At 45.5% G+C, this 24,749-nt stretch carries 18 protein-coding genes; 12 read left to right on the top strand and 6 right to left on the bottom strand.

The window, feature by feature from the left end:
* Window positions 1-158: 158 nt before the first annotated feature.
* Window positions 159-1,322: a GuaB3 family IMP dehydrogenase-related protein gene (locus QUB14_RS01825; RefSeq protein ID WP_333213937.1), complete on the bottom strand. Its 1,164-nt coding sequence runs from the start codon at window positions 1,320-1,322 to the stop codon at window positions 159-161.
* A gap of 122 nt (window positions 1,323-1,444) precedes the next feature.
* Between QUB14_RS01825 and QUB14_RS01820 the strand changes: the two genes are divergently transcribed.
* The 3 genes from QUB14_RS01820 (at window position 1,445) to QUB14_RS01810 (ending at window position 3,242) form a co-directional block, all read left to right on the top strand.
* Window positions 1,445-1,651 (top strand): hypothetical protein, encoded by a 207-nt coding sequence (locus QUB14_RS01820; protein WP_333213935.1) that lies wholly within the window; start codon window positions 1,445-1,447, stop codon window positions 1,649-1,651.
* A complete protein-coding gene (locus QUB14_RS01815; protein ID WP_333213933.1) occupies window positions 1,648-1,917 on the top strand; it encodes a hypothetical protein in 270 nt (89 codons plus the stop codon). Before QUB14_RS01820 ends, QUB14_RS01815 begins: the two co-directional genes overlap by 4 nt.
* Window positions 1,918-2,021: 104 nt before the next feature.
* Window positions 2,022-3,242 (top strand): transposase, encoded by a 1,221-nt coding sequence (locus QUB14_RS01810; protein WP_333214216.1) that lies wholly within the window; start codon window positions 2,022-2,024, stop codon window positions 3,240-3,242.
* Between the two features lie 286 nt (window positions 3,243-3,528).
* Here QUB14_RS01810 and QUB14_RS01805 read toward each other — a convergent pair whose 3' ends face one another.
* On the bottom strand, window positions 3,529-3,888 hold the full coding sequence (locus QUB14_RS01805; protein WP_333213931.1) for a polysaccharide deacetylase family protein: 360 nt from the start codon (window positions 3,886-3,888) through the stop codon (window positions 3,529-3,531).
* 344 nt (window positions 3,889-4,232) lie between these two features.
* On the opposite strand from QUB14_RS01805, the gene QUB14_RS01800 reads away from it, so the two are divergent.
* Window positions 4,233-10,760 carry an AAA family ATPase gene (locus QUB14_RS01800; RefSeq protein WP_333213929.1) on the top strand — a complete coding sequence of 2,176 codons (6,528 nt, stop codon included), beginning with the start codon at window positions 4,233-4,235 and terminating at the stop codon, window positions 10,758-10,760.
* A gap of 181 nt (window positions 10,761-10,941) precedes the next feature.
* Here QUB14_RS01800 and QUB14_RS01795 read toward each other — a convergent pair whose 3' ends face one another.
* On the bottom strand, window positions 10,942-12,132 hold the full coding sequence (locus tag QUB14_RS01795; RefSeq protein WP_333213927.1) for a response regulator: 1,191 nt from the start codon (window positions 12,130-12,132) through the stop codon (window positions 10,942-10,944).
* 98 nt (window positions 12,133-12,230) lie between these two features.
* On the opposite strand from QUB14_RS01795, the gene QUB14_RS01790 reads away from it, so the two are divergent.
* The 7 genes from QUB14_RS01790 to QUB14_RS01760 all read left to right on the top strand — a co-directional run bounded on the left by QUB14_RS01790 (window position 12,231) and on the right by QUB14_RS01760 (window position 21,097).
* A complete protein-coding gene (locus tag QUB14_RS01790) occupies window positions 12,231-12,374 on the top strand; it encodes a hypothetical protein (RefSeq protein WP_333213925.1) in 144 nt (47 codons plus the stop codon).
* Between the two features lie 415 nt (window positions 12,375-12,789).
* The gene (locus QUB14_RS01785) at window positions 12,790-13,755 is read left to right on the top strand and encodes a sigma-70 family RNA polymerase sigma factor (protein ID WP_333213923.1); all 966 of its coding nucleotides are present in this window, start codon (window positions 12,790-12,792) and stop codon (window positions 13,753-13,755) included.
* A complete protein-coding gene (locus tag QUB14_RS01780) occupies window positions 13,695-15,497 on the top strand; it encodes a tetratricopeptide repeat protein (RefSeq protein ID WP_333213921.1) in 1,803 nt (600 codons plus the stop codon). Before QUB14_RS01785 ends, QUB14_RS01780 begins: the two co-directional genes overlap by 61 nt.
* An 891-nt stretch (window positions 15,498-16,388) precedes the next feature.
* Complete coding sequence (locus tag QUB14_RS01775; RefSeq protein WP_333213919.1) at window positions 16,389-17,039, top strand: hypothetical protein; 651 nt, start codon at window positions 16,389-16,391, stop codon at window positions 17,037-17,039.
* A 274-nt stretch (window positions 17,040-17,313) separates the two neighbouring features.
* Window positions 17,314-17,931, top strand: coding sequence for a hypothetical protein (locus tag QUB14_RS01770; RefSeq protein ID WP_333213917.1), 618 nt, complete (start codon window positions 17,314-17,316; stop codon window positions 17,929-17,931).
* Window positions 17,932-18,379: 448 nt separating this feature from the next.
* The gene (locus QUB14_RS01765) at window positions 18,380-20,047 is read left to right on the top strand and encodes an ABC transporter ATP-binding protein (protein ID WP_333213915.1); all 1,668 of its coding nucleotides are present in this window, start codon (window positions 18,380-18,382) and stop codon (window positions 20,045-20,047) included.
* A 189-nt stretch (window positions 20,048-20,236) separates the two neighbouring features.
* On the top strand, window positions 20,237-21,097 hold the full coding sequence (locus tag QUB14_RS01760) for a class I SAM-dependent methyltransferase (protein WP_333213912.1): 861 nt from the start codon (window positions 20,237-20,239) through the stop codon (window positions 21,095-21,097).
* 214 nt (window positions 21,098-21,311) lie between these two features.
* Here QUB14_RS01760 and QUB14_RS01755 read toward each other — a convergent pair whose 3' ends face one another.
* The 3 genes from QUB14_RS01755 to QUB14_RS01745 are packed head-to-tail and all read right to left on the bottom strand — an operon-like array spanning window position 21,312 to window position 21,946.
* Window positions 21,312-21,476, bottom strand: a complete 165-nt coding sequence (locus QUB14_RS01755; RefSeq protein WP_333213910.1) for a hypothetical protein — start codon at window positions 21,474-21,476, stop codon at window positions 21,312-21,314.
* A gap of 51 nt (window positions 21,477-21,527) precedes the next feature.
* The gene (locus QUB14_RS01750) at window positions 21,528-21,710 is read right to left on the bottom strand and encodes an NfeD family protein (protein WP_333213908.1); all 183 of its coding nucleotides are present in this window, start codon (window positions 21,708-21,710) and stop codon (window positions 21,528-21,530) included.
* On the bottom strand, window positions 21,707-21,946 hold the full coding sequence (locus tag QUB14_RS01745; protein WP_333213906.1) for an NfeD family protein: 240 nt from the start codon (window positions 21,944-21,946) through the stop codon (window positions 21,707-21,709). Before QUB14_RS01745 ends, QUB14_RS01750 begins: the two co-directional genes overlap by 4 nt.
* A 214-nt stretch (window positions 21,947-22,160) precedes the next feature.
* Here QUB14_RS01745 and QUB14_RS01740 point away from each other — a divergent pair, with 214 nt between their 5' ends.
* Complete coding sequence (locus tag QUB14_RS01740) at window positions 22,161-24,572, top strand: tetratricopeptide repeat protein (protein WP_333213905.1); 2,412 nt, start codon at window positions 22,161-22,163, stop codon at window positions 24,570-24,572.
* Window positions 24,573-24,749: the final 177 nt, after the last annotated feature.

Raw genomic sequence — 24,749 nt, 5'->3', positions numbered from 1 at the left:
AGTAGTCCGGGCGGAGTGTGGTGTGAGGAGTGAACGGAAACATGCGTCTCCGCTTCTTATATTGTGACACCTACTTCTCGATAATTCCACAATATTCTGTAAATTTCGAGACTCTTGAACAAATTTTGTCAAGGTATGCTGGTATTCGATCGGTAAATCTACTTACCCATGCCCAATTGTTGAGCTTTTTGATAGACTTTACCCTCAGTCAGCAGAGAAGGAGCAATTACCACTTCCACTTGCTGCATCTCCTTAAGATCCTTAGCGCCCAGGGTGCCCATGCTAGTTTTCAGAGCTCCGAGCAAGTTGTGCGTACCGTCATCTAGGAGGGCCGGCCCGCGCAAAATTTGCTCCACAGTACCCGTAGTCCCCACGCGAATGCGAGTGCCGCGCGGCAAAACCGGGCTGGGAGTCGCCATCCCCCAGTGAAAGCCGCGGCCGGGAGCTTCGGCGGCCCTGGCAAAGGGCGAACCAATCATCACTCCATCGGCACCGCAGGCAATGCACTTGCAGATATCGCCGCCGGTAATTAAACCGCCGTCAGCAATCACCGACACGTATTTGCCAGTTTCGCGATAGTAGTCGTCCCGCGCGGCGGCGCAGTCTGCTACCGCTGTGGCTTGAGGAACACCGACACCCAATACGCCCCTAGATGTGCAAGCAGCTCCCGGCCCAATGCCCACGAGAATGCCCGCAGCGCCAGTTTTCATTAAATTCAGGGCGACTTCGTAGGTCACGCAGTTGCCCAAAATTACTGGTATCGGCATCTCTTGACAGAATTGAGTTAAGTCTAGAGGCGCGATCGCTTCAGGGGAAAGGAAAGCTGTCGAGACTACTGTTGCTTGCACAAAAAATATATCGGCTCCCGATTCAGCAACTGTTGAGCCGTATTTGCTCGCAGCGGCAGGTGTACCGCTGACGGCGGCAATCCCTCCTCCTGCTTTAATTTCTTTAATTCTCAGGTCGATTAATTCTGGCTTGATGGGTTCGGCATAGAGTTCCTGCATCAGGGAAACAAATTCGTGGTTCCCGACACTGGCGATGCGCTCTAATATAGGCTGGGGGTCGGCATAGCGGGTTTGAATTCCTTCTAGGTTGAGCACGCCCATTGCTCCCAATTCCGACAGCAAAATGGCCATGCGGACATCGACTACTCCATCCATGGCGCTGGCGATGATCGGGATTTCTCGATCGATCCCGCCAATCTGCCACTTGGTATCTGCCAAACTCGGATCGAGGGTGCGCTGTCCGGGTACAAGCGCAATTTCATCTATGCCGTAAGCTCTGCGAGCGCTTTTGCCCCGCCCAATTTCAATATTCACGCTGTTTCACTTCCACAATGTATTTAAATTAGACTAACAAAAAGTTAGCCCGCCCGAGTTTAGCTATCGCACGGCTGTCTTTAAAAAAAGCTCGGCACTGATTCTGATTGTATTCTGATTATATGAAATCGAAGGGGATACTTTTCCTCAGCAACGGCCACGGGGAAGACTCGATTAACTGTCAAATTCTCAAAGCTTTGAGAGTATCTGGCGCGGATGTTGATGTTTCGGCAATGCCGATTGTAGGTGACGGGGCTGCTTACCGCCGATCGACCGTGCCAATTATTGGGCCCACCAGTCAAATGCCGTCTGGGGGGTTTTTTACATGAATCCCCTGTTTTTCCTCAAAGATATTGGCGCGGGGCTGAATGCTTTGACTTGGCAGCAATTGCAGGCTGTTTGGAGGCATTCGCGCCACTGCGATTTGGTGGTGGCGACTGGGGATATTGTCGCGGCGGCGATCGCCCGATCGACCGACCGCCCCTATATAATTTTTCTATCCGCTCATTCTAGTTATTACGAGGGGCGAGTCGATTTGGGTTTAATCTTGTGGCAGTTGCTTTGCTCAGAGAAATGTCTGGCGGTTTTTACCTAAAAATTGGGTTTAAAGCCCCGTCCTTCTAGGACGGCTTTCTCTTTAAATACTATAGCTTAAGAAGCGATTCAACGTTTTTTAAGCTCTAGTAAATAGAGGAGGTGATGCAAGTGTTTAGTCTGACATACGAATACAAACTCAAACCCACATCAGCGCAAGTTGCCATATTTGAAGACTGGCTCGAACAATGTCGGCGCGTCTACAACTATGCATTAGCCGAGCGCAAAGATTGGTTTAAATCTCGTAGCTGTCAGATAAATGCTTGTTCTCTCCAGTCCGAATACATCATTCCAGCAGAAACCAAACGCCCTACTTATGCCAGTCAATGCAAGACATTAACAGCCTATAGGAAAACTTCTGGCAACCTACAGCGAGTGCAATCTCAAGTTCTACAACAGACGCTTCGTCGGTTAGAACAAGCATTCGTCAGCATGTGGGAGCAAGGACATGGTTTCCCTCGATTCAAGAAGAGTGGAACCATGCGCTCTTTCGTTTTTCCTCAAGTTGGGATAGATGCCGTAAGAGATGGCGCTATCAAGCTACCTGTAATTGGCTGGATCAAGTTGGGCCAATCGCGTTCTATTCCTGATGGCGCAAAGCTAAAACAGGTTCGGATAGTGAGACGTGCTAGCGGATGGTTTGCCATGTTGACATTGCAGTGGGATGTATCCGTTCCAGATGTCATGCCACATGGCGAAGCGCTTGGAGTAGACGTTGGAATCAGTCACTTTGCTGCGGTTTCTAACGGTAAGTTGTTCCCCAATCCAAGACCTTTCAAGAAGCTCAAACGCAAGCTTAGATTACTGCAACAGAGAGTATCGAGAAAAGTTAAGGGGTCGAATAACCGCAAGAAAGCGCAAGTTAAAGTCAGCAAACTGCACGAACGAATTGCAAATACTCGGAAAAACTACTACTGGCTCGTAGCTCACAATCTCTGCGATTGGGCGGGGATGATATTTGTGGAAGATTTGAAACTCAAAGGTCTAGTGCGAGGCTTCTTAGGGAAGCACTGCTTAGACGCTGGATGGGGACAATTTTTTCAAGTATTAGAGCAGTGCTGTCGCAAACGCGGAGTGTTCTTTCTTAAGGTTGACAGCAAGAAAACCAGTCAGATATGTCCTAACTGCTTAGTCGAGACGGGCAAGAAAGAGCTATCCGAGCGTATTCATTCGTGCCAACATTGCGGCTATACGACGGATAGAGACGTTGCAGCCGCTCAAGTAGTTCTCATTCGAGGACTTGCAGCCGTGGGACACACGGTCAAGATGCTTTCTGAGGGTAAAGCGATTGCGCTCCCGGCGATGAAAGAATCCCCGTCCTTATAGGGCGGGGAGTGTCAATAGAGATGCTTTGACTGCTGCTGACTTAAACCGACAGGGTTTAAAGAAAGCTCAGTTTGTCGGCAATCCTGTCATGGACAACCTCAATTCTACGGGCAAAGATTTGCAGTTAATGCCCGGAGTTAGGACGATCGCCCTTCTCCCAGGTTCTCGCCTCCCAGAAGCCACTAACAACCTCGTTTTGCTCCTGGAACTGGTTAAAGAAATTGCTAGTAACTCTACTGTACCGGTGCAGTTTCGGGCAGCTTTAGTTCCGAATTTGATGCCTCAATTAGATTATCTTGCAGCCAGAGCAGGATGGCAACTGCGATGTGTGAGAGTAGGAATGGTTTGCCAACTCATCTCCCCTCGCGACAATCATTTTCACGATTTCTGGATGTTTCTCAATATTGCGGCCTATTTCAAAAAAAGTTGCTTGAACTCGATAGCGGTCTAAGATATCTAAAAGCTGGTTTGTATAGGGAGGATAGGGCCCGTCGTCGTAGGTGAGGGCAACAACTTTCACTTCGGTATCGGCGCGGTTGATGCCGAAATAATTGTAAAATTTAGTAAATTTAATCAACAGCGATACTGCGAAAAATAACGCTATGGTGAAAAGCAGAAACTTTTGTAAATTTTTACCGATTCGCATAGCTGCACGCACTCGATCGAGAATGAAAGTGGATTGTGGTCAGATTACCACAATTGGGGAGCTGAATCCTTAAGCTATTTTATCATTAATTATTGTCCGTTTCTAGATTTTCGAGTTTTGGCGATCGCACAGTAGCTAGAGGCTTCAAGTGCCAGTACACTTGTACGCTACATATAGCGTAAGTAAGTCCAGAGCAAAAAAGCGATAATAAAACATCGGGAGTTCTAGGGGCGGGTAAGGCAAGGATTTATATTCGGAGCGAGTTTACTGCTGCTCTCACCCGCTCCTACCCATGTTATATTTATTTGTATACTCATTTTTTTTAGGCAGCAATAATTCCCAACATGATTTCACTGCCAGATATCACAATTGTCAGCCAGATTTACGAAAGTGCTAATTCCCTCGTATACCGAGGCATCCTCAAATCAAATCAGCAACCTTTGATTTTGAAACTCCTCAAAGAGGATTATCCCACACCAGCCGAACTCTACCGCTATCAGCAGGAATACGAAATCACTCGCCGTCTCAACCTAGAGGAAACGATTAAAGCTTACGAACTGCGAAAATACGAAAACACACAAGTCATGTTGTTAGAGGATTTTGGAGGAGAGTCCTTAAAAATCCTGCTGGATGGCCGTCCCTTGGCTTTACCAGAGTTTCTCCACCTAGCCATCCAAATCACAGATGCCTTAGGCAAAGTTCATCAAAAAAATGTCATTCACAAAGATATCAATCCATCTAACATTGTCTTGAATCCTCAAACCGGACAATTAAAAATTATTGACTTTGGCTTATCTACCATCCTATCCCAAGAGAATCCCAGCCTCAAAAGTCTTAATCTTCTAGAAGGGACATTGGCTTATATCTCTCCAGAACAAACAGGCAGGATGAATCGCTCACTAGACTACCGCACCGACTTTTATTCTCTTGGCGTTACTTTCTATGAACTGTTAACCAACCAGTTGCCTTTTGCTTCCGTCGATGCACTTGAGTTAGTCCATTGCCATATTGCCAAACAACCCACTCCACCTCATGAAAATAATCCAGAAATTCCCTTGACTCTCTCACAAATTGTCATGAAGTTAATGGCAAAAAGTGCGGAAGATAGATATCAGAGTGCTTGGGGAATCAAGGCAGATTTAAAAACTTGTCTCGCTCAATTTAGAAATGGTAAATTTCAAGCTTTTTTATTGGGAGACCAAGATATTTCTCCTCAATTGCAACTCCCTCAAAAACTGTACGGCAGAGAATCACAGATTGACTCCTTATTGACTGCTTTTGTTCGCGTAGCGTCGGGACAAGAACAACAAGTAGGGGCTGGTTTAGCAAATAACCTGAGTAACCCAACGACAACTCAGTCACAAAATCTGCCCGTAGAAGGACAAACTGAACTCATGCTAATTTCTGGATACTCTGGTATTGGAAAATCAGCTTTAGTTCAGGAATTGTACAAGCTCATAACTCAAAAAAACGGCTACTTTATTGCAGGTAAATTTGACCAGTTGCAACGCGATATTCCCTATCAAGCTTTAGTCGCTGCCTTCCAAGAATTGGTGCGGCAATTGCTCACCGAAACTGAACCCCAATTACAACTGTGGCGAGAGAAGATTCGACGTGCATTAGGAATCAACGGACAAATTATTATTGATGTCATCCCCGAAGTGGAACTGATTATTGGCAAACAAAATCCCGTCCCCGAATTACCTGCAACAGAAGCAATAAATCGGTTTAATTTAACTTTTCAAAACTTTATTCAGGTTTTTTGCCAAAAAGAACATCCCCTCGTTCTATTTCTAGACGACCTTCAGTGGACAGACAGCGCTACGTTGCAATTGATCCAGTTGATAATGACCGATTATACTACTCAATATCTGTTTGTAATCGGAGCTTATCGAGATAACGAAGTCAGTGCAACTCATCCTACTATGCTGACTTTATCTGAGATGAAAAAACAGGGAGTAGTAATTAATCATCTCTCTCTTTCACCATTGAATTTAAACCAGGTTAATGAATTAATTGCGGATACGCTGAAAACCGAGTGCGTCCCTACGCAAAGATTAGCCGAGTTGGTTTGGCAAAAAACACAAGGAAATCCCTTTTTTATTAAAGAGTTTCTCAAGTCACTTTATACAGAGCACTTGTTGAAATTTGATACTAATGCTAGGGCTTGGCATTGGGATTTAGAGCAAATTATAACGAGGAATATTACTGATAACGTTGTTGAGTTCATGGCAGATAAAATTAAAACATTATCAGAGTCAGCACAAAAAGTTTTACGATTAGCCGCTTGCATTGGCAACCAATTTGATTTAGAAACGCTTTCAATTATTAATGAAACTTCTCAAAAAGCAGCGGCAACTGAATTATGGGATGCCATTCAAGCGGGATTGATATTACCCGTTGGGGATGATTACAAATTCCTGAAAACAAACTGCGAGGCGAATGACTTAAAAATTACTTATAAATTTGCTCACGATCGCATCCAGCAAGCCGCCTATTCTCTAATTCCTCCAGACGACAAGCAAGCGGTTCACTGGAAAGTCGGGCAACTTTTGTTACAAAATACACCACCACAGGTACTCCAACAAAAGATTTTTGATATTGTCAATCAGCTCAACTTCGGTATTGAAGCAATTGACGTTCAGCTAGAAAAAGATAAACTTGCTCAATTAAATCTGATTGCTGGCAAAAAAGCGAAGGCATCAGCAGCTTGGAAACCGGCCTGGAATTACTTAAGCATTGGTATAAATTGCCTGAGTGCAGATAGTTGGCTTCGTCAGTATGACCTAAGTCTAGCACTGTATGTGGAAACAGTAGAAGCTGCTATCTTGAGTGGCCATGTTGAGGAAATGGAAAAATTGGCTAACCTTGTGCTTCAACAAGCTACTTCATTGCTGGACAAAGTGAAAGTCTATGAAGTCAAGATTCAAGCCTATACAGCACAAAACAAACCGTTAGAAGCGATAGATACGGCACTTTCAGTATTAAAACTGTTAGGGTTTCGCTTTCCCAAGAAGCCAAATAAATTAGATATTATCATTGCACTCGCCAGGACAAAGATCGGGCTATCCGGGAAACGAATCGAGGACTTAATCGACCTGCCAGAAATGACCGATCCTGACAAGATAGCCACCATGCGTATCCTATCAATTATGTTGTCGGCTGCCTATTTCGCTACACCAGAATTGTTTCCGCTGATTGTGTTTAAACAGGTTAATTTGTCTATCAAATATGGTAATACTTCTGTGTCATCCTATGCTTATGCTACCTACGGACTAATTCTTTCTGGAGAAGTTGTAAACGATGTTAACTCCGGCTATCAATTTGGGAAAATTGCTCTCTTGTTAGTCGAGAAATTCAAGACCAAAGAACTTAAATCTCGGACTTTATTTATTTTTAATTACTTTATTAGACATTGGCACGAGCATATTAGGGAAAGCTTAACCCCTTTGCTAGATGCTTACTTGATTGGACGGGAAACCGGAGATTTAGAATATGCGAGTTTTTCAGCCGGCGCATACTGCTACTATTCCCTGGTAGCGGGCAAGGAACTGACAAGGCTGGAACGCGAGATGGCTATGTACAGTAACGTTTTCCGGCAATTCAATCAAGAAACCTTCTTTTATTACAATCAACTCCAGCGGCAGGTCGTATTGAACTTAATGGGTCGGGCTGAAGATAAGTGCCGTTTAATCGGTGAAAGCTATGATGAAATAAAAATGCTGCCCATTCATTTGGCGGCGAATACTACAAATATTTGTCACTCCATCTATTTTTTTAAATTATACCTCGGCTATCTTTTTCAAGACTATCAGCAAGCCCGGGAAAATGCCGCCTTGGTCGAAAAAAATATAAACAGTGCTGTGGGTTCTGTTCCTCTTTCTCATTTTTACAATTCCCTTACTCATCTTGCTATATATTTTGATGTTTCTAAATTTGAGCAAAAACAAATCCTGAAAAAGGTTGAATCCAATCAGAAAAAGATCGAGAAATGGGCGAGTTCAGCTCCGATGACTCACCTCCATAAATTCTATCTAGTGGAGGCAGAGCGATATCGAGTTTTGGGTGAAAATGCTAGGGCGATCGACTACTACGATCGCGCCATTGCCTTAGCCAAAGAACATGACTACATCAACGAAGAGGCTTTGGCTAATGAACTGGCTGCCAAATTCTACCTCGCTTGGGGAAAAGAGCAAGTTGCCCAAGCCTATATGACAAATGCTTATTACTGCTATGTACGTTGGGGCGCCACAGCTAAAATGACAGATTTGAAACGGCAGTATCCAGAACTTTTAAAGCGTTTTACGACAGCCAATATGTCCATAAATTCCCGCAGCAACGTGTCTGATACATCTAGCAGCACTTCAGGTGAACTCCTGGATTTGGCAGCCTTGATGAAAGCATCTGGGGCAATTGCCAGTGAAATTGAGCTGGATAAACTCCTCACGACTTTGATGAGAATCCTGCTGGAAAGCTGCGGGGCAGAAACTGGCTATCTAATTTTAGAGTCTCAAGGACAACTGCGAGTCGAAGCGTCAGGTGACGCTAACTCAAATCAAGTGATGGTGTTGCAATCTACTCCTATAGAAACCTGTCTTCCTTTGTCGATTATTCACTATGTTGAGAGGACTAAACAAGGACTGATTGAAACCAATGTTGCCCGTGAAGGCCGATTTACCCAAGATGCTTATATCAAAACACAGCAGCCCAAGTCTATCCTTTGCGCCCCTCTACTCAATCAAGGGCAATTAATTGGCATTGTTTACTTGGAAAATAATTTAGCAGATGGCGTTTTTACACCCGATCGCCTGGAAGTGATTCAATTGCTTTCAACTCAGGCGGCGATCGCCCTTACCAACGCCAGACTCTACACCCAAGTACAATCGACGCAAAATCGCCTGAATAAATTCCTTAATGCCATTCCTTTTGGCATATCCGTTCACGACGCCAAAGGACAACTGGTTTACGCCAATCCAATTTCACAGCAGTTACTGAATATTCAAGATTTACCCAAAGCCGAAATCGAGCAACTCTCAAAAACCTATCACGTTTATCGGGCAGGCACAGGCCAGATGTATCCAGTGGAACAGCTACCCTTGGTGCGATCGCTTGGCGGTGAAAAAACATGGGCGGATGATTTGGAACTGCACTACAGTGAGCGAATCGTTCCCTTAGAAGTAACCAGCACACCAATTTTCGATGAAACGGGTAGTGTAGAGTATGCGATCGCAGCTTTTCAAGATATTAGCGATCGCAAGCAGGCCGAAAAAGCGCTGATCGAAAATATCCGCTTAGAACAGGAAATTAGCGCTCGCAAAAAAACAGAAGCAGAACTCGAACGGGCAAAAGAAGCAGCCATTGCCGCCAACCTCGCCAAAAGCACTTTCCTTGCCAACATGAGCCACGAATTGCGAACTCCCCTGAACGCCATTCTCGGCTTTTCTCAACTGATGAATCAGGATACAAATCTGTTAAATGAACAAAAAGAGAACCTCAACATCATTCAGCGCAGTGGAGAGCATTTATTATCTCTAATTAATCAGGTGCTTGACCTTTCCAAAGTTGAAGCTGGACGCATGACGCTATCTGAAAATAATTTAGACATTAATCACTTATTAGCTGATATTGAGGATATGTTTGCGTTGAAAGCAAACGATCAAAGCTTACGCTTACGATTTGAATGTGCTGCTGATGTTCCTAAATATATCTGCGCTGATGAAGTTAAGTTGCGGCAAGTGCTGATTAACTTGATCAGTAATGCCGTTAAGTTTACTTCTTCTGGAAGCGTGTCTGTAGAAGTAAAAAGTAAACAGGCAAAAGCCAAAACTGAAGCCGGAACACAAATAACCAACAACCAACAACCAACAACCATTACCTTTGAAGTCAAAGATACGGGAGTTGGCATTGCGGCAGAGGAACTGGAGAAACTATTCCAACCCTTCGTGCAAACAGCATCCGGTCAAAAAGTGCAGCAAGGAACCGGATTAGGACTGACCATTAGCCGTCAATTTGTCCGCTTGATGGGAGGTGAAATAACAGTCATTAGTCACGGTAAAGCTTTCACTCCCGGAATGCCTCTTAAGGAATTTTTAGAAGACACGACGGGTACAACATTTAAATTTGACATTCCTGTGGGCATCGCTGATGCCAGCGCAATTCACAACCAACCCTACAATCGTCGCGTCGTTGCCTTAGCGCCTAACCAACCCCCATATCGCATCCTAGTAGTGGACGATCGAGATTACAATCGGCAACTGTTAGTTAAACTCCTTAAACCTGTTGGTTTTGAAGTTGAAGAAGCGACTAACGGTATTGAAGCGCTGGAAATTTGGGATTCATACTCACCCCATCTGATCTGGATGGACATGAGAATGCCCGTTATGGATGGTTATGAAGCCACGAAACGCATTAAAGGCACCATCAAAGGTCAACCTACTGCTGTTATTGCTATTACTGCTAGCGTGTGGGAAGAAGAAAAGGCAGTTATTTTATCGGCTGGTTGTGATGATTTTGTACGAAAACCGTTCCACACAGAAGCCATCTTTGACATTATGGCTAAACATTTGGGAGTCGGTTATATTTATCAGGATCAACAGCTACCATCCCACTCCTCTAATGTGACTGGAGAACCGTTAAATCTAACGGATTTATTAGCAGCGATGTCAAAAAAATGGATGGTAAAATTATATGAAGCAGCTATTGACGCGGATTCGGAATCAGTTTTTCAACTCCTTGAGGAGATTCCTGAATCTCACGCTTCCGAGCTTCAAACTCTCAGGGGTTGGGTGACACAGTTTCAGTTTGAGAAGATTCTCGATTTAACTGAACCCTTGGTTGGTGAAGTACACCCGCCTATCGATCGATCTCCGTAGGGACACGGCACTGCCGTGTCTAAAGCTGCACTTCATAAACCTGCGATACGCTGTATGTTGCGCCCTTCTCAAGAACAGGTTTTCCGGCCTGTTCCACAAGAAGTGCATTTTCTTGTGAGGTGGGCAGGAGCTCCCGCCCATAGAAGGGTTATTGAGAATGATGCAATATCTCAGGTTTATCCTATTTGATGCTAGTACGCGGTTGGTTCTGTTCAATCATTGACTTTAATGCCGACTGTTTTAAGTCTGTAAGATCGCGGATGGTAATTGAGCAACCGTCTCCCAATCTCACAGCAGTGAAATAATAGCATTTGCTGTAATTACTTTCTAGATGAACCTCTCCTTCAAGCGATTCTCCAGTCTCAACAACTTCTACTAACAAATCAAACAATCCTGGACTCAATTGATTGAGCAGTTTTTTCAGAACGGGTTCGCCCGCGAGTTCGGTTCGTTTTTTTCCTAAAAGTCTGGCAAAGACAGGGTTAACTATCAAGCAGCGAAAATCTTCAATTTCTCCAGCAATATCCCCCCTCATCGCCTGCACCGCAGCTATTCCATCGAGAGATGAGTTTAGCAAATTTGCCAACAGGGTGCGAGATTGGTAGGCAATTTCTGCGGTTTGCTGGTGTCGCTCGATTGCTTCTTTTAGCTGGCGCTTTTGGTGCTGGATAGTGACCTGACTTTCTAGCCGAACTAGCACTTCTTCCGGCTGAAAAGGTTTACAGATGTAGTCAGCTCCCCCTACCTTAAAAGCTTTGACTTTATCAAAAATTTGGTCAAGTGCGCTTAAGAAAATAATCGGAATTTCTGAGGTTTTTTCATCGGATTTGAGGGCTTCGCAGACTTGATAGCCGTCCATGTCTGGCATTTTAATATCCAGCAATATAGCATCGGGGGGATGATTGCGAACTGTCCTCAAAGCCATCGAACCATTGGTGACGCCCCGAACTTTGTACCCCTGCTTAGTGAGAATTTCTGTTAGAAAACGCAGATTTTGTGGGAGATCATCAACAATTAAAATGTTACCTTTGCAAGTTTCTAATTGATCGATGTCACTTCCTCCGGCCTCCGTCATCGTCATAGATTCGCCTTTTGTATCGGCGATCGCACTTGTGGTGCTTTGCTTCTCTAGCAGAGAGCGAAAGTTATTCTTACTAACTTTTTCTCCCATTACGTCTGAAAGGCGCTGCCACAGGATGGCCGCTAAATCTTTGATATGTCCTATGCTCAGGTACAAGCTGTCAGCAAGGACACTATAAGTTGCGTTTTTCCAAGCTGTTTTTAAGATTTCTTTTTCAAGCAAACTTAAGGGTTTACTTGTCTTGGACTCTAAGGCTGCTTCGATAAATTCTAGGGCTTCTTCAAAAGTCATGTACCAATCAATCTCATCGGGTAAGGTTTTTCAGTTTTACACCCTAACTTTGAGTTATGCACCGTAGTAAGTCGGTGGAAAAATTTCTAATAGCTATTATGACAGACTTATTGACAATTACGATCCGGGCGATCGCCCCCGATCCTGATTCCACCTTGTCGAAACCCGAAAAATGCCATCGCGCCCGCCTAATTCTTTGTGAGGGCGATCGGCTTAAACCCTTGTCAGCACAAGGCTTTTAATTTGCTTGTCACCCCGTCAGATCCAAATGATCCGACTTTTCCGACTTTACGATCCGACTTTTCCGACTTGCTTTATGCCGAAATGCCAAACATACTCTTAATAGAATCTACCAAAAGACATAGAAGAGTACCACTCCTGCTGTCGATCGCCTCTATCTAAAGATAGATAGCAAAACCAGGGCGTCCGACTTTTCCGACTTTCCGATCCGACTTTTCCGACTGACAGGGGCGGGGGAGGGGAACCAGGATACAGACATGGAAAGGATGCAGCCTCAAAAAAAGAGCAACTGAATCCAATCTTTATCCGCATAAATACTCAGACCACACTGAGCTAGATGTTTGCGGGATTGGGGTGCAACCAAAAAAGCAACAGAGGAATGTTCCTTCACATTTATCTTTCACCACTTTTAAAATCATGTCAAATTCTCAATCCGTTATTGCAAGAGACATTCGGTATTGTCCTGAAGATATAGAGAAAGCATTTTGGCAGCTATGGCAGCAGAACCGAGATTATCTTTACCGTTGCTGTCTCAGGTGGATGGGGGGGAATGCTACTGATGCTGAAGAGGTGCTCAGTCGCGCCATGCTCAAAGCTTTGGATAAATTGCCAGACTATGCCGAAAAAATCACCAACCTCCGAGCTTGGCTCACCCGCTTAACCCATAATCTATGTATAGATATACACCGAGAACGTCGCCGGAAAGCAATGCAAATGGAGGATATTGAAGAAGTAGCTGCAACAGGAAGCTCAGCAGTTATTTCTGGTTTGAACTCTCCTGAAGAAGCACTTCTACATCATGAGTTGGGACAGTACATTCGCCGCGCTATTGATACTCTTCCTTCTCGATTACGCAATCCGTTTATCCTGCGTTACTGCCACCAGATTGCCTATCAAGATATTGCCCAACAACTTGCTCTCTCGCTCAATAACGTTTACAAGCGCATCCAACAGGCACGAGAACTTCTGCAAAAGCGTTTGAGCAGGTATTTGTCAGGGTTGGATGATGCTTTGTTAGATTCCTCCGAGTCGTCTAAAAAGGGGGACGTTGCCGTTGCCTTGAGCAGCGATGATTTTGCTGTAGGGGTAGTGCCCCCGTGCCTACCCCGTCAAGATTGTGGGGCAGCCTCGGTTGGGGCAGCCACGGGTGAGGCAGCCTCGGTTGGGACAGCCACGGTTGGGACAGCCACGGTTGGGACAGCCACGGCTGGGGCAACCACGGGGGGATTGCCCCTACAATTCGATGAAACGATCGCATCCGACTCGATCGCCCCCATCCCTCAGAACATTGGCGAGACAATTAATTATCAGGTAACAGCAATATGTCTAGAAACACTACACTCCGGGTGGTATCCCTCACTCAGTCCTCTGGGGTGGAGTTGAATGCTTACCTAGTTCTAGACGAAAAGCCAGCCCGAATTGACCAGAAGCTGAAAACATTAAGTGAGTACGTGCAGCAGTATCCCTCTGGATGGAAGAAACGGTTGGAATTGGCGAATCTGCTGTATGCAATGGGTCGTATTGAGCAGGCGGTTGAGCAGTATCGCCAAGTGATCGATCGGCAGCAACCATTGATTGGCGTGCGGTTGCAATTGGGGAAACTCTTGCAGCTTATGGGACGAGAGGTTGAGGCAGTAGCGGTTTATGAAAGTGCCTTGGCCAATGCACGCAATGAGGCGACTCGACAGCATATCAGCGGATCGATCGCACTCTGTAGAGGTGACACTCAGGCAGCGATACTGGCTTTTGAGTCGGCGGCTTCCCTAGAACCAGATAATGCGGCTCACTGGCTGGCGTTGGGGCAGGTGCAAAGGGGGAGAGGGGATGCGGTTGCAGCTTTGCGAGCCTTTGATACGGTTTTGTCACTGAAGCCAGATGATGTTGTAGCGCTGATTGACAGCTACGACGCGAGTCAGGCGGTGGGGAATGTGCGCCAAGCGCAGCGGCGGTTGAGCAAAGTGCTAGAGGTGGCTCCGGGTGATTTCCGATCGCTCAAACGACTGGCGGATACTCGTTGCCGGATGAGATTGGTATCGGGTGAGGAGGGCAAACAGACTAAACAGATAATTAATTCTGTGCTGCAACTGGCTCCTGATGCGGCGGATGCCCGCGAGTTGCTGGCCTATTATCACGTTTTCCGAGGGGAGTCGGCTAACGGGGTTGGGGTGTTGGAACGGTTTACTGAGGAACACCCGAATCATCCTAGGGGCTGGTATTCCTATGGGCGGTGCTTGTTCCATACGGGGGAATATCAGAGGGCGGCTGAGGCGATGCTGAAGGCTTATCGTCTCTATCCCCAGGATTGTGAAATTTATCGGGCGTTGTGTGAGATTTTGCCTTTAACATCTCCCCCAGTTCCTCTCGATCCCCCCCAGCCCACAGCAGGGCGGTTTCAGTCTCAGAAAAACCAAGATTTTGTAGGGGCGGTGCCCCCGTGCCCGCCCTGGCCCAGACAGCAGAAATTGGGCATTTCAGCGATCGGGGCAACCACGGGGGGTTTGCCCCTACAAGAGAATGAAACAGCCCTGGGGGATTTAGGGGGAGCTAACCCTCAAGTAACCCTTGCATCAATAGTAGAAGAGATGCTCGATCGTTTTCCCGAACGCTGGAGTGTTTGGACGACGGCGGGGCGGGTGTTGGTGGAAAGTTTTCAGGAAATCGATCGGGGGTGTGCTGTCTCTGCGAAGGGGACGCAACTTGAACCGCAGTTACCTGAAGCTTGGTTTTGTCACGGGCGGGTGTTGGCGCTGGCGGGGAAACACCGGGAAGCGGTGGAGGCTTTGGCGCAAGGATGGCAGTTGCTACCGGAAGAGGGGGGTTATCTGCAATCTGTATCTGCTGCGGTGTGGCTGGGGGAGAGTTATGGAGTGTTGGGGGATGAGGTGGCGAGTCGGAAATGGTTGGAAAAGGCTGGTCAGTCTCAGGAATTGATGGAGTTTGACCCGGCTATGGCTGGTTACTGGCAAGGGAGGGCGTTGTTGGGCTTGGGGGATGTGACGGAGGCAGTGGAGGCTTATCGAAGTGCGCTGAGTCGGCGGTTGCTCTACCCTTTTCGCGGGGAGGTTGAGGAGGCTGTGAAACGGTTCAAAGGTAAGAGGCGAAAGGGCGATCGGGCTAAAGCGTAGAGCCTTGACTTCTTAGGAAAGTCGGGGTTCTGAACCTCTCAGAGTGCATTAAGTTAGGAAAAAACAGCCTCTAACTCGAAAAATTCAGAAATTGACCTCTGGATTCGTCTTATAGGTGTAGAGACAAAAATACAATTTCGTCTCGAATAAAAAAAACTATCAAACTAATCTAAAAGGAGGCTAATTATGATTCGTAGATTCTTCTAAAACCAATATTTTTTCAGCAAAACTACATTGGTAAGCTGATTAAATGTGATTTAAAGATGTAGGGTGGGCCTTCCCACCCTACATCTTTTGTTGCTGACCTCAACTCAATGACACAATCTGGTGCAATGGGTGGAAATTAGAGTTCTTGTGCTGAGGGTGCATTGATATAGAAAAAAACAGCCCGTAACTCGAAAAATTCAGAAATTGACCTCTGGATTCGTCTTATAGGTGTAGAGACAAAAATACAATTTTGTCTCGACTAATTTTGAAAAAGATTGAGGATAAAAACTCAATCAAAAACCACAAGTAAAACTAGCAAAAACGAGAAAAAAATCATGAGAACCCGCATATTCTAACATTAAAAATCACTTCTGATAGTGGAACATTTATCAGTAAGTGAACATCAGTGATTAAAAATTGATGTAGTAGGGTAGGCACTGCCGTCAGCGCCTACCCTACATTTTTTGTTGCTGACCTTAAGTTAATGACAAAATCTGGTGGGATGAGTGGAATTTATAGTTCTCGTGTTTGAGGTGGGTTTCATGGGGTGCATTGAGTTAGGAAAAAACAGCGCCTAACTCGAAAAATTCAGAAATTGATCTCTGGAATCGTCTTATAGGTGTAGAACAGAGACATTGGTTCTCCTTTCTACATCGTTTTACTTTACAGGGAGAGCAACCACCTATGACTGCAACATTTACACTTCACACTGTTCGGTGCGAAATTCCAAGTTCTGGAGTTGATAGCGGTTTGTTACAACAAATTGGCGGTTATGTAGAGCAAGCATCATCTGTAGCAAAACTCTTACCAGGCGGTCAAGTTGTCGGGGGATTTTTTACAGTCGGCGAAGCTTTGCTGGGTGTGCAAAACGTCTTAAAACAAGCGGAAGGTTTGACGGGCGTTCTTACTTCTATTGGACAAAAGTTTGCCGATCAGTTGTACATTAAGCGCGGGGATGAAAAAGTATTTCCCACAGACGAGAAATATGTCGATATCTCCAAAGAACAGGAGATAAAAACAGATATATCTTTTAATTTCGACAACGAAATTAAGCTCACTCTTTGGGAGTGGGACATGATGAGTGATGACTTTCTCGGAGAGTTAGTCGTCTCAGAAGAACTTGCTCTCCAGGAAGATACGCCTGAAGCAAAGGCTAAACAACGAGTAGCTTTAAAGGAAGCATTGGCTAAAATTCCTGATGACGCACCCGACTACGAAAAACAAGAGGATGAGGTGCGTCGGAAGCTTATGAAACCAAAAATTAATACCTATGTGATGAAGAACGACTCGGAGGGGTGTATTTACACGCTGGTTTACTCTGTAACTAAGGCTTGACATCCTCCGGTTTGAGGTGAGAGAGGGCGATCGCACTTTGAACCCTTCCACATATTTGCAAAGCGCAACAAGTTCGAGGATAGCTGCTTGTACTCCCTCTAGCTGAAAGGCGATCGCTCCTCAACACGATCTGGTTCAGGAGTCGGGAGAGCGATCGCTCCTTGAACCAGCTTCCACATACTCGCAAATCGCAACTAATTTAGAGATAGCTGCACCATCTTCTTGCACTCTCTCTAACTGAAAGAATTTCAATTGAACACAAAGAGAAAGCAAAATGAAAAAGATCTCGGCGAATTTCGAGTCGGACTTTCGCGCTGCCTATCTAGGTGGTGTAATTCCCAGCAATACAGACTATCTTGAGAGTTATAAGGAGGGCTATGAAAAGACTTGTTATCAGGTCTACTGTAATGCTTACGATTCGGCTCTGAAGTTCCTTGTCATTGGTCGGATAGTCAAGGATGGAGTACCCCCCATAGGTCTGTCGGAACTAGAGGAGAAGAATTTCCTGTTCACTAATGAGCAGCGCACGGGTAGCATTCTCAGGGTCGAGGACAAAAAGTGGACAGTTATGATCAACGATTCTTGGGTAATCGGTGGAATCAATGCCCTGCTTCCTTTCTATGTCGCTTCTCCACGGCAACGCCAAAATATCTACCACGACACATATCAATTCACCGTTACCGGGCGAGAACTGATCGGACTTACTCATTTTGGTTATCAGCCTATCAGCCATCCGCAACTGGGCGAGGTCTTCGTTTGTAAAGATGCCAAGCGGGCGCAAGGGGCTACGCTCACTGAATATGAGCGCCGCTACTGTGGCTTAAGGGAGGAGGTCAAAAAAAGAAACCTCTCGAATTCTGATAACCTACTCGTTAGCCCTGAGTACAAATAGTGTGCTTGACTGTAGTCACGAGTGGGTAGAATTGGGTAGGCGAAAATTTTCTGCATCTAAATAAATTTGACTTCGCCACCTAGCGGACAACTGTGTAACTCAGTGTCAAGCCTTGTCTTTATCCATAAGACAAGGCAGAATTATTTTTTAGATAAATTAAAAAATATACGCCGATTAGCGCAGACAACTCGATTAATTTTCAGTATTATTACCGATGTCTTTTAGTGAGTGATATTGCAGTCACTCAGAAATATCTCAATTAGGCAAAGATCCGACTTTTCCGACTTTACGATCCGACTTTTCCGACTGACAGGAGCAAGGTAGGGGAGTCATGATAGAGACATAGAAAGGATGCAGCCTCAAAAAAAGAGCAACTGAATCCAATCTAAAACTGGATAAATGCTACGTCAAAGTATAAATCGTGCCTGTAGACAAACTCCCATAACTCATGGAACTTATTTGGTTCTTTAAAACCCTCAACAAATACATTGCCTCCTACAAATGGCAATTCATTTTACTCTTTACCTGCCTGATATTCGACGCAGCCTTTGATTCAGTCTTCCGAGCCAGCTTAAAATTTATCATCGATGCCGCCATCGTTCCCCAAAACTATAGTCTTCTGGTTCTAATCCTGTCATTGCTAGTTGTCGGAGCAATTCTATATGCCTGCATCGGTTTGCTAGGAATTTTCCTAGGAGCGCGTTTAGGCATTTTGATAACTAACAATATCCGACACTCTCTATTCGAGCATCTCCAAAGCCTTTCAATGGAGTTTTTTGGGCGACGTTCAGCCGGGGATATTGTCAATTGTCTGATCGCCGATGTCCAAAAGGTGGAAAATGGTGTAATTACAATGGGGCTGACAGTCGTTGTTTTAGAACTGTGTAACTTCCTATTTTCTCTGGTTTTCCTCTTCTTCCTCAACTGGCAATTAGCCCTGCTCAGTTTAATCGGTTTAACCCTCTGCACCATTGCCCCAGCAAAAATAGCCAGCCTTGCCACCGAAGTCGGCTATAAGTTGCTGCAAAAAGAAGGACAGATTGCCAGCGTCGTCGAAGAGAATATCCTCTCGCAAACCGTTGTCAAGATATTCGGGCTGGAAAACCAAATGACTGAGGATTTTTCCACCGATTTGAATGACTTAAAACAGGTTTATGTCCGCGCAACCTTTCTCTCCTACTTAGTGCAGAAAGTACCCATGATTGGTTTTGTCATGACGCAGCTTATCGTTTTAAGTATCGGTGCAGTGATGACCTACAGGAATATAATTTCTGTAGGAACTCTGACCTCCTTTCAAGTTTTACTGCTAGGATTGAATCTCAATATCCTCGGTTTAACTTCGTCAATACCTGCATTTATTGATGGAGTGGCAGGGCTGCAACGCATCAGCGATATCTTATCAGAAACCCCGGCGATTCAGGATGCACCGGATGCGATTGATTTACCGCACTTTTCCAGTGATATTAACTTTGACGATGTTACCTTTAGCTACTCCCAAGATAGAGGAGGAGTTAAAAATCTCTCCCTGAAGATTCGCCAAGGAGACTTCGCGGTATTTGTCGGTCAAAGTGGAGCCGGCAAAAGTACAATTGTCAACTTGCTGACGCGATTTTATGACCCGGATAAAGGACGCATTCTGTTTGATGGAATCGATTTACGTTATGCAACAGTACGCTCCCTCCGTTCTCAAATTGGACTGGTTTCTCAGGATGTAATTCTCTTTAATGGCTCGGTGCGAGAAAACATCCGCATGGGCTATCTAGAAGCCACTGACGAACAAGTCGAAGCCGCAGCCAAAGCCGCCGAGATTCACAAATTTATTTTGTCCTTACCCCAAGGCTACGACACACCCGTTGGTGACAGGGGCGGACAGTTATCAGGGGGACAACGGCAAAGAATCGCTTTAGCTAGAGCTTTGGTAAGAAATCCAGCAATTCTGATTCTGGATGAAGCCACATCCGCCCTTGACCCCGCCACAGAAGCCGAAATCCTCGCCACCATCGAGCGCATCACCAAAGAACGCACAGTGATTTTGATCACCCACCGCATGGCCCATGCCTTGCGTGCGGATGTCATGTACGTGCTGGAAAACGGCAGCTTGGTTGTTAGCGGTTGACACCAATTTTTTATGAGGCTGCATAGAATCCGATCCCCCCTAGCCCCCCTTAATAAGGGGGGGACAAGATTCCGCTCAAAGTCCCCCTTCTTAAGGGGGATTTAGGGGGATCGAGATATGTGCAACTTCACATTAAATTGGTATGACACACAGATTTGACCTGTACTGAATATTTTGGAGTTAAAAATTATGACCAGCACAAATGATTACAAATGGCTAATTCCCTCTTCTCATAACCTAGGCTCGAAATCTCTTGAAGAAGAGAAAGCTCTCTGGGATAAAAATCACGAAGATTATACTAACACCTCTTTCAGCCTCACCCAAGACCCCAAAATCTGCAAAAACTTAATCCGTCCAGAGCGTTCTCCCGGCTATGATATTCCCAACTCGCCTGATATCAAAGTCCTAATTCCCGGTTGTGGCTCGGAAATTTATCTTCAGAAAACCTTACTAGAATTTTGCCCGCAAATTGGACAAATCTACTGTACCGATTTTTCCAAAACAGCCATTGAAAAAGCACAAGCAGACTGGAAAAAAGCAGATGGAGATTCCAGACTCAACAATCAGCAAATCGTGTTTGACGAAGTAGACTCCACGCGAACCACCGAACTAAAACCGGAGTGGAACGAGAAATTTGATTACGTCCTACTCGCAAATTCCGTGGTTTCCAGTGAGGATAAAACCAACCGCGAGATGATTCGGGAATTTGGTAAAGTTCTCAAGCCAGGTGGCAAGATATACGGATATTTTCCAACCACGTTATGCTTCTTAGAAATTGCCTATTTTAGTCGCAAACACGCTCACTGTGTTACAGAGGGATTTATCGATGTCTACGGCAATAAAGTTTGGGATGCTGAGTGGCAAACTGCCCAGATTTATTACACTCCCTTGCGGTTAAATCGCATCTTTAAAGAAGCGGGATTAAAACAACTCAGTTTGGAGATGCAGTTTTTGGACTATGAGCCTTTTGTTTCGATGTTTAAAGAGATGATAGCTCATGACGACCCGGATATTTTTCTCTGGCATCTTCTAGTTCGTTATGAAAAATAGGACTTAGGCATTTGGGCGAAGCATCGAGCGAGATGCTTCGTTTCACTCAGCATGACACATAGGCTTTGCGTAAGTAGGGACACGGCAATGCCGTGTCCTTCTTCGTGTCAACAACTAGGTCAAACCCGCAGTCCGGCAAGGGTTGAAACCCCTGCCTCAAAGCTAAAGTCCTCTTAAGAGGACTGAAAAACTCATTAGTCCTCTTCAGAGGACTTTAGCTATTAGACAGGGAATTCATTCCCTGGCGGTCTGGCGGACTGGCGACTGTCAGCGACGAGTTGTGGTTGAGGTCAAACTCTAGAATCTGGAAATTAACAGAGGTGATGAGTACGATCGCGCGCTTGAAGAGAAATGTATCGAAATAGAAACGCGATCGCAAATTTATTTTTTATACCCTCCGATAACTCCCCACCTACAGATTGTTTCCCAACTAGGCTTCAACTATCAGAGTAATGTTTTCCAGTCTCACGACGCGAACAACTTCACCGGGTGGCAAAGTTATTTCTCGAACGCATTTGGCAGGCCACCAACTGCTTTGAAATCGCACACTGCCGGACTGATTAGGTTTAATTTCTTCTTCAACGATCGCTTTTTCAGAATTGTCAAAATTCATGATTGCTTACTCCCGATTGTAGATTTGTCTTGACTTTCAGAACTGAGCGCAAACGACGCTGCAACGATCAAAGTAATATTTTCAATTCCCACGACGCGAACCACCTCACCGGGTTCAAAAGTCATGTCTCTATCGCACTTCGCCGGCCACCAACTGTTTTGGAAACGAACCCGGCCGCATTCTTGAGGGCGAATTTGTTCATCTACGATCGCTGTTTCAACATCGTTAATAGACATCGCTGCTTGCTCCTAAATATAAACTCGACTCGATCGGTGTGTAAGTTAGAAGCTTGTCTGTCAACTTCCCCTCCACACTCAACAGTATCCCCGGCCAACCTCGGCCGTGTCAGTCGGGAAAAGTCTATACAAGTCCACTGTTTGAGCGTGTAAGCGAGTCGGAAAAAGTCTGTTAAAGTTGTCTCAGATCGGTAACGCTAAACCTGGTGACTAAATGGAAGCCGATCGTGCACTGGATTTTACCAACTCGTTACTTGTGGCTCGAAACCTGAAAACTCTCGACAACCTTGACAGCGCGATCTTTCGCGAAGCTTGGCAAGGCGTGCAAGGCAGGACGTACCAACAGGTTGCAGATAGTGAAGGGTATGGAGTAGGGACTGTTAAGGATGCTGCCTCTAATTTGTGGAAGCGACTTTCAGCGCTGTTTGGAGAAGGCGAAAAAATCAAAAGAGACAACCTTCAGGCGGTTGTAGAGCGGTATTGGCGCAGCTACTCGAAACTTGAACCGCAGTCGGGACAAACTGTTCCGGCCCAAGTATCTCCTGGACTTGATGCGGAGTTGGACATGGAAAACCCGAACTTTTTGGGCCGCTTCGGGGCGATCGAAGATCTCAATACTCTTGTCGCCCAAGGAGCTAAAGTGATTGTCATCCAAAGTGCCGGCGGTATCGGCAAAACGACTGTGGCCAGACAGTATCTCAAATCTCAAGGGTTCGATCGAACCATTGAACTGTTGATGGCAAAAGAGACAGAAAACATCACGGCCTTGGAAAGCGCGATCGAAGAATGGCTCAAGCAAGACTTTCAGGAAGAACCAGGGCCCGACTTTGGCGTCACCCTGGGGCGGCTGAAGCGACAGCTTCAGACTCACAAAGTCGGCGTATTGATTGACAATTTGGAAGCCGCACTCGACGGACAAGGTAAGTTTATTGAACCGCACCGCCTTTACGTGGAACTGTTGCGAGTTTTGGCGGACGCAGCGGTGCAGTCGGTAACGCTGATTACCAGTCGCGATCGACTGTGCGATTCTGATGTCACCGTCGAACACTACTTGCTTCCGGGATTGGAAGTTGAAGTTTGGCGGCAGTTTTTTAGCGGCCGCAACATCAATATAGATGATGTCGCCCTCAAGGAAATGCACAAAGTTTACGGCGGCAATGCCAAAGCAATGGGCATTATTTGCGGCACGATCCGAGAAGATTTTGACGGAGATATGGCGGCCTACTGGCGGGAAAACAGCGAAGATCCGCTCCTTGAAACTGACTTAAAAAATTTAGTTACCAGTCAGTTTAACCGCCTGCAAGAACTCGATGCCGAAGCCTATCAACTCCTCTGTCGCTTGGGCTGTTATCGGTATCAAGACGTGCCGACAGTCCCTACTGACGGAGTTTTGTGTTTGCTATGGGACGTGCCCGAAGCCGGACGCCGACAAATCATTAAATCGCTGTTGCACCGATCGCTAGTTGAGTCTCAGAAGGGCGAATACTGGCTGCATCCAGCAATTCGCGAAGAAGCGGTCGATCGGCTCTCGCCCGGAGACTGGGAAACTGCCAACCGCAAAGCAGCCGAGTTCTGGACAGAGGGTGTTGAAAATATTGAGACTGTAGAAGATGCCCTGAAAGCTTTTGAAGCTTACTATCATTATGTGGCAATTAGCTGTTTCGACCAGGCCGCTAGCGTTATCCTCAAAAAAATCAATATCCAGTTTGCCAAAGATTACAAGCTCGGTAGAGCGCTCTACAAATTAGGTTTCTTGCAGCCAGTAATTTCAGCCACTACTCGTATCGTCAACAATGTGACTTCGGATTATTATTTGAGCGGTTTATACAGTATATTAGGCATTTCTTACCGGATTTTAGGCGAAATAAATCAAGCCATAGAATGCCACCAGATATCAGAAATAAAAGCCACTAAATCTTTGCAAATTCTAGCGAAAAGCAGCGAACCTGAAAACGGTAAACAAGCTAATCTGGAATTCTGGAAAGTTAACGCTGCAATTAATATAGGTTTTTGTCAAATAGAAATGCGCGAATTAGAATCAGCTATGGAGATATTTGTCAAGCTGAAAAATTCGCGGGACGAAATCGGGATTAATAGCTATTCGCTCGATGTCGGGTTAGCTTTCCTCAACTCCTGTGTCGGAGCCAAAAAAGAGGCGGAAGAGCTCGCCGAAAAACTTTATGCCGATCGGGAAAACAGTCATTTGGTGGGTACGGGATACAAGTTAGTTTTTCTCGCCGCCACCTATCAAAACCTGGGAGAGACAGAGAAAGCTTTGAGTTTGTACCGCCAAGCGATCGCCCAAGCCGACCGAAACCAGTACAACACCATCAAAGCCAAAGCTCTCAGCGCTACAGCCGCGCTGTACCGAGAAGGGGGAGAACTTGACCAAGCCCTGCAGCACCATGCAGAAGCAATAGAAATACTCGATCGAGCCAGCGCTAAATTAGACCGAGCCGAAGCTTGCTATCAACTAGCACTAACAGAACAAAAACTGGGTAACATCGAGAAAAGTCAAGAAAATTTTGAGCGCGCCATTCAACTCTTTAGCGAAATGGACGCTAGCAAACAAGTAGAAAAAGTACAGTTAGCCACAACAAAAAAAACAGAAAAAATACCTAATTAATCGAGCAACAAATCAGAAAATAGATACAATAAACGAAAGAACAACCATAAACTTTGTAGATGTCAGGAACCTCAGCCTAAAGGCATGAGGCTTGAAGGAAAAATCTAACAAGCCGTTCTGACGGGCCTAAGTCTTAACTGGCTACGTTTTTTGAGTCACGACACCGGGAGAATGCGA

The sequence above is a fragment of the Microcoleus sp. B3-D2 genome, assembly GCF_036705345.1.
Taxonomy (GTDB): domain Bacteria; phylum Cyanobacteriota; class Cyanobacteriia; order Cyanobacteriales; family Microcoleaceae; genus Microcoleus.
The sequence above is the reverse complement of the archived record's forward strand: the minus strand, read 5'-3'. Positions and strand labels throughout refer to the sequence as shown.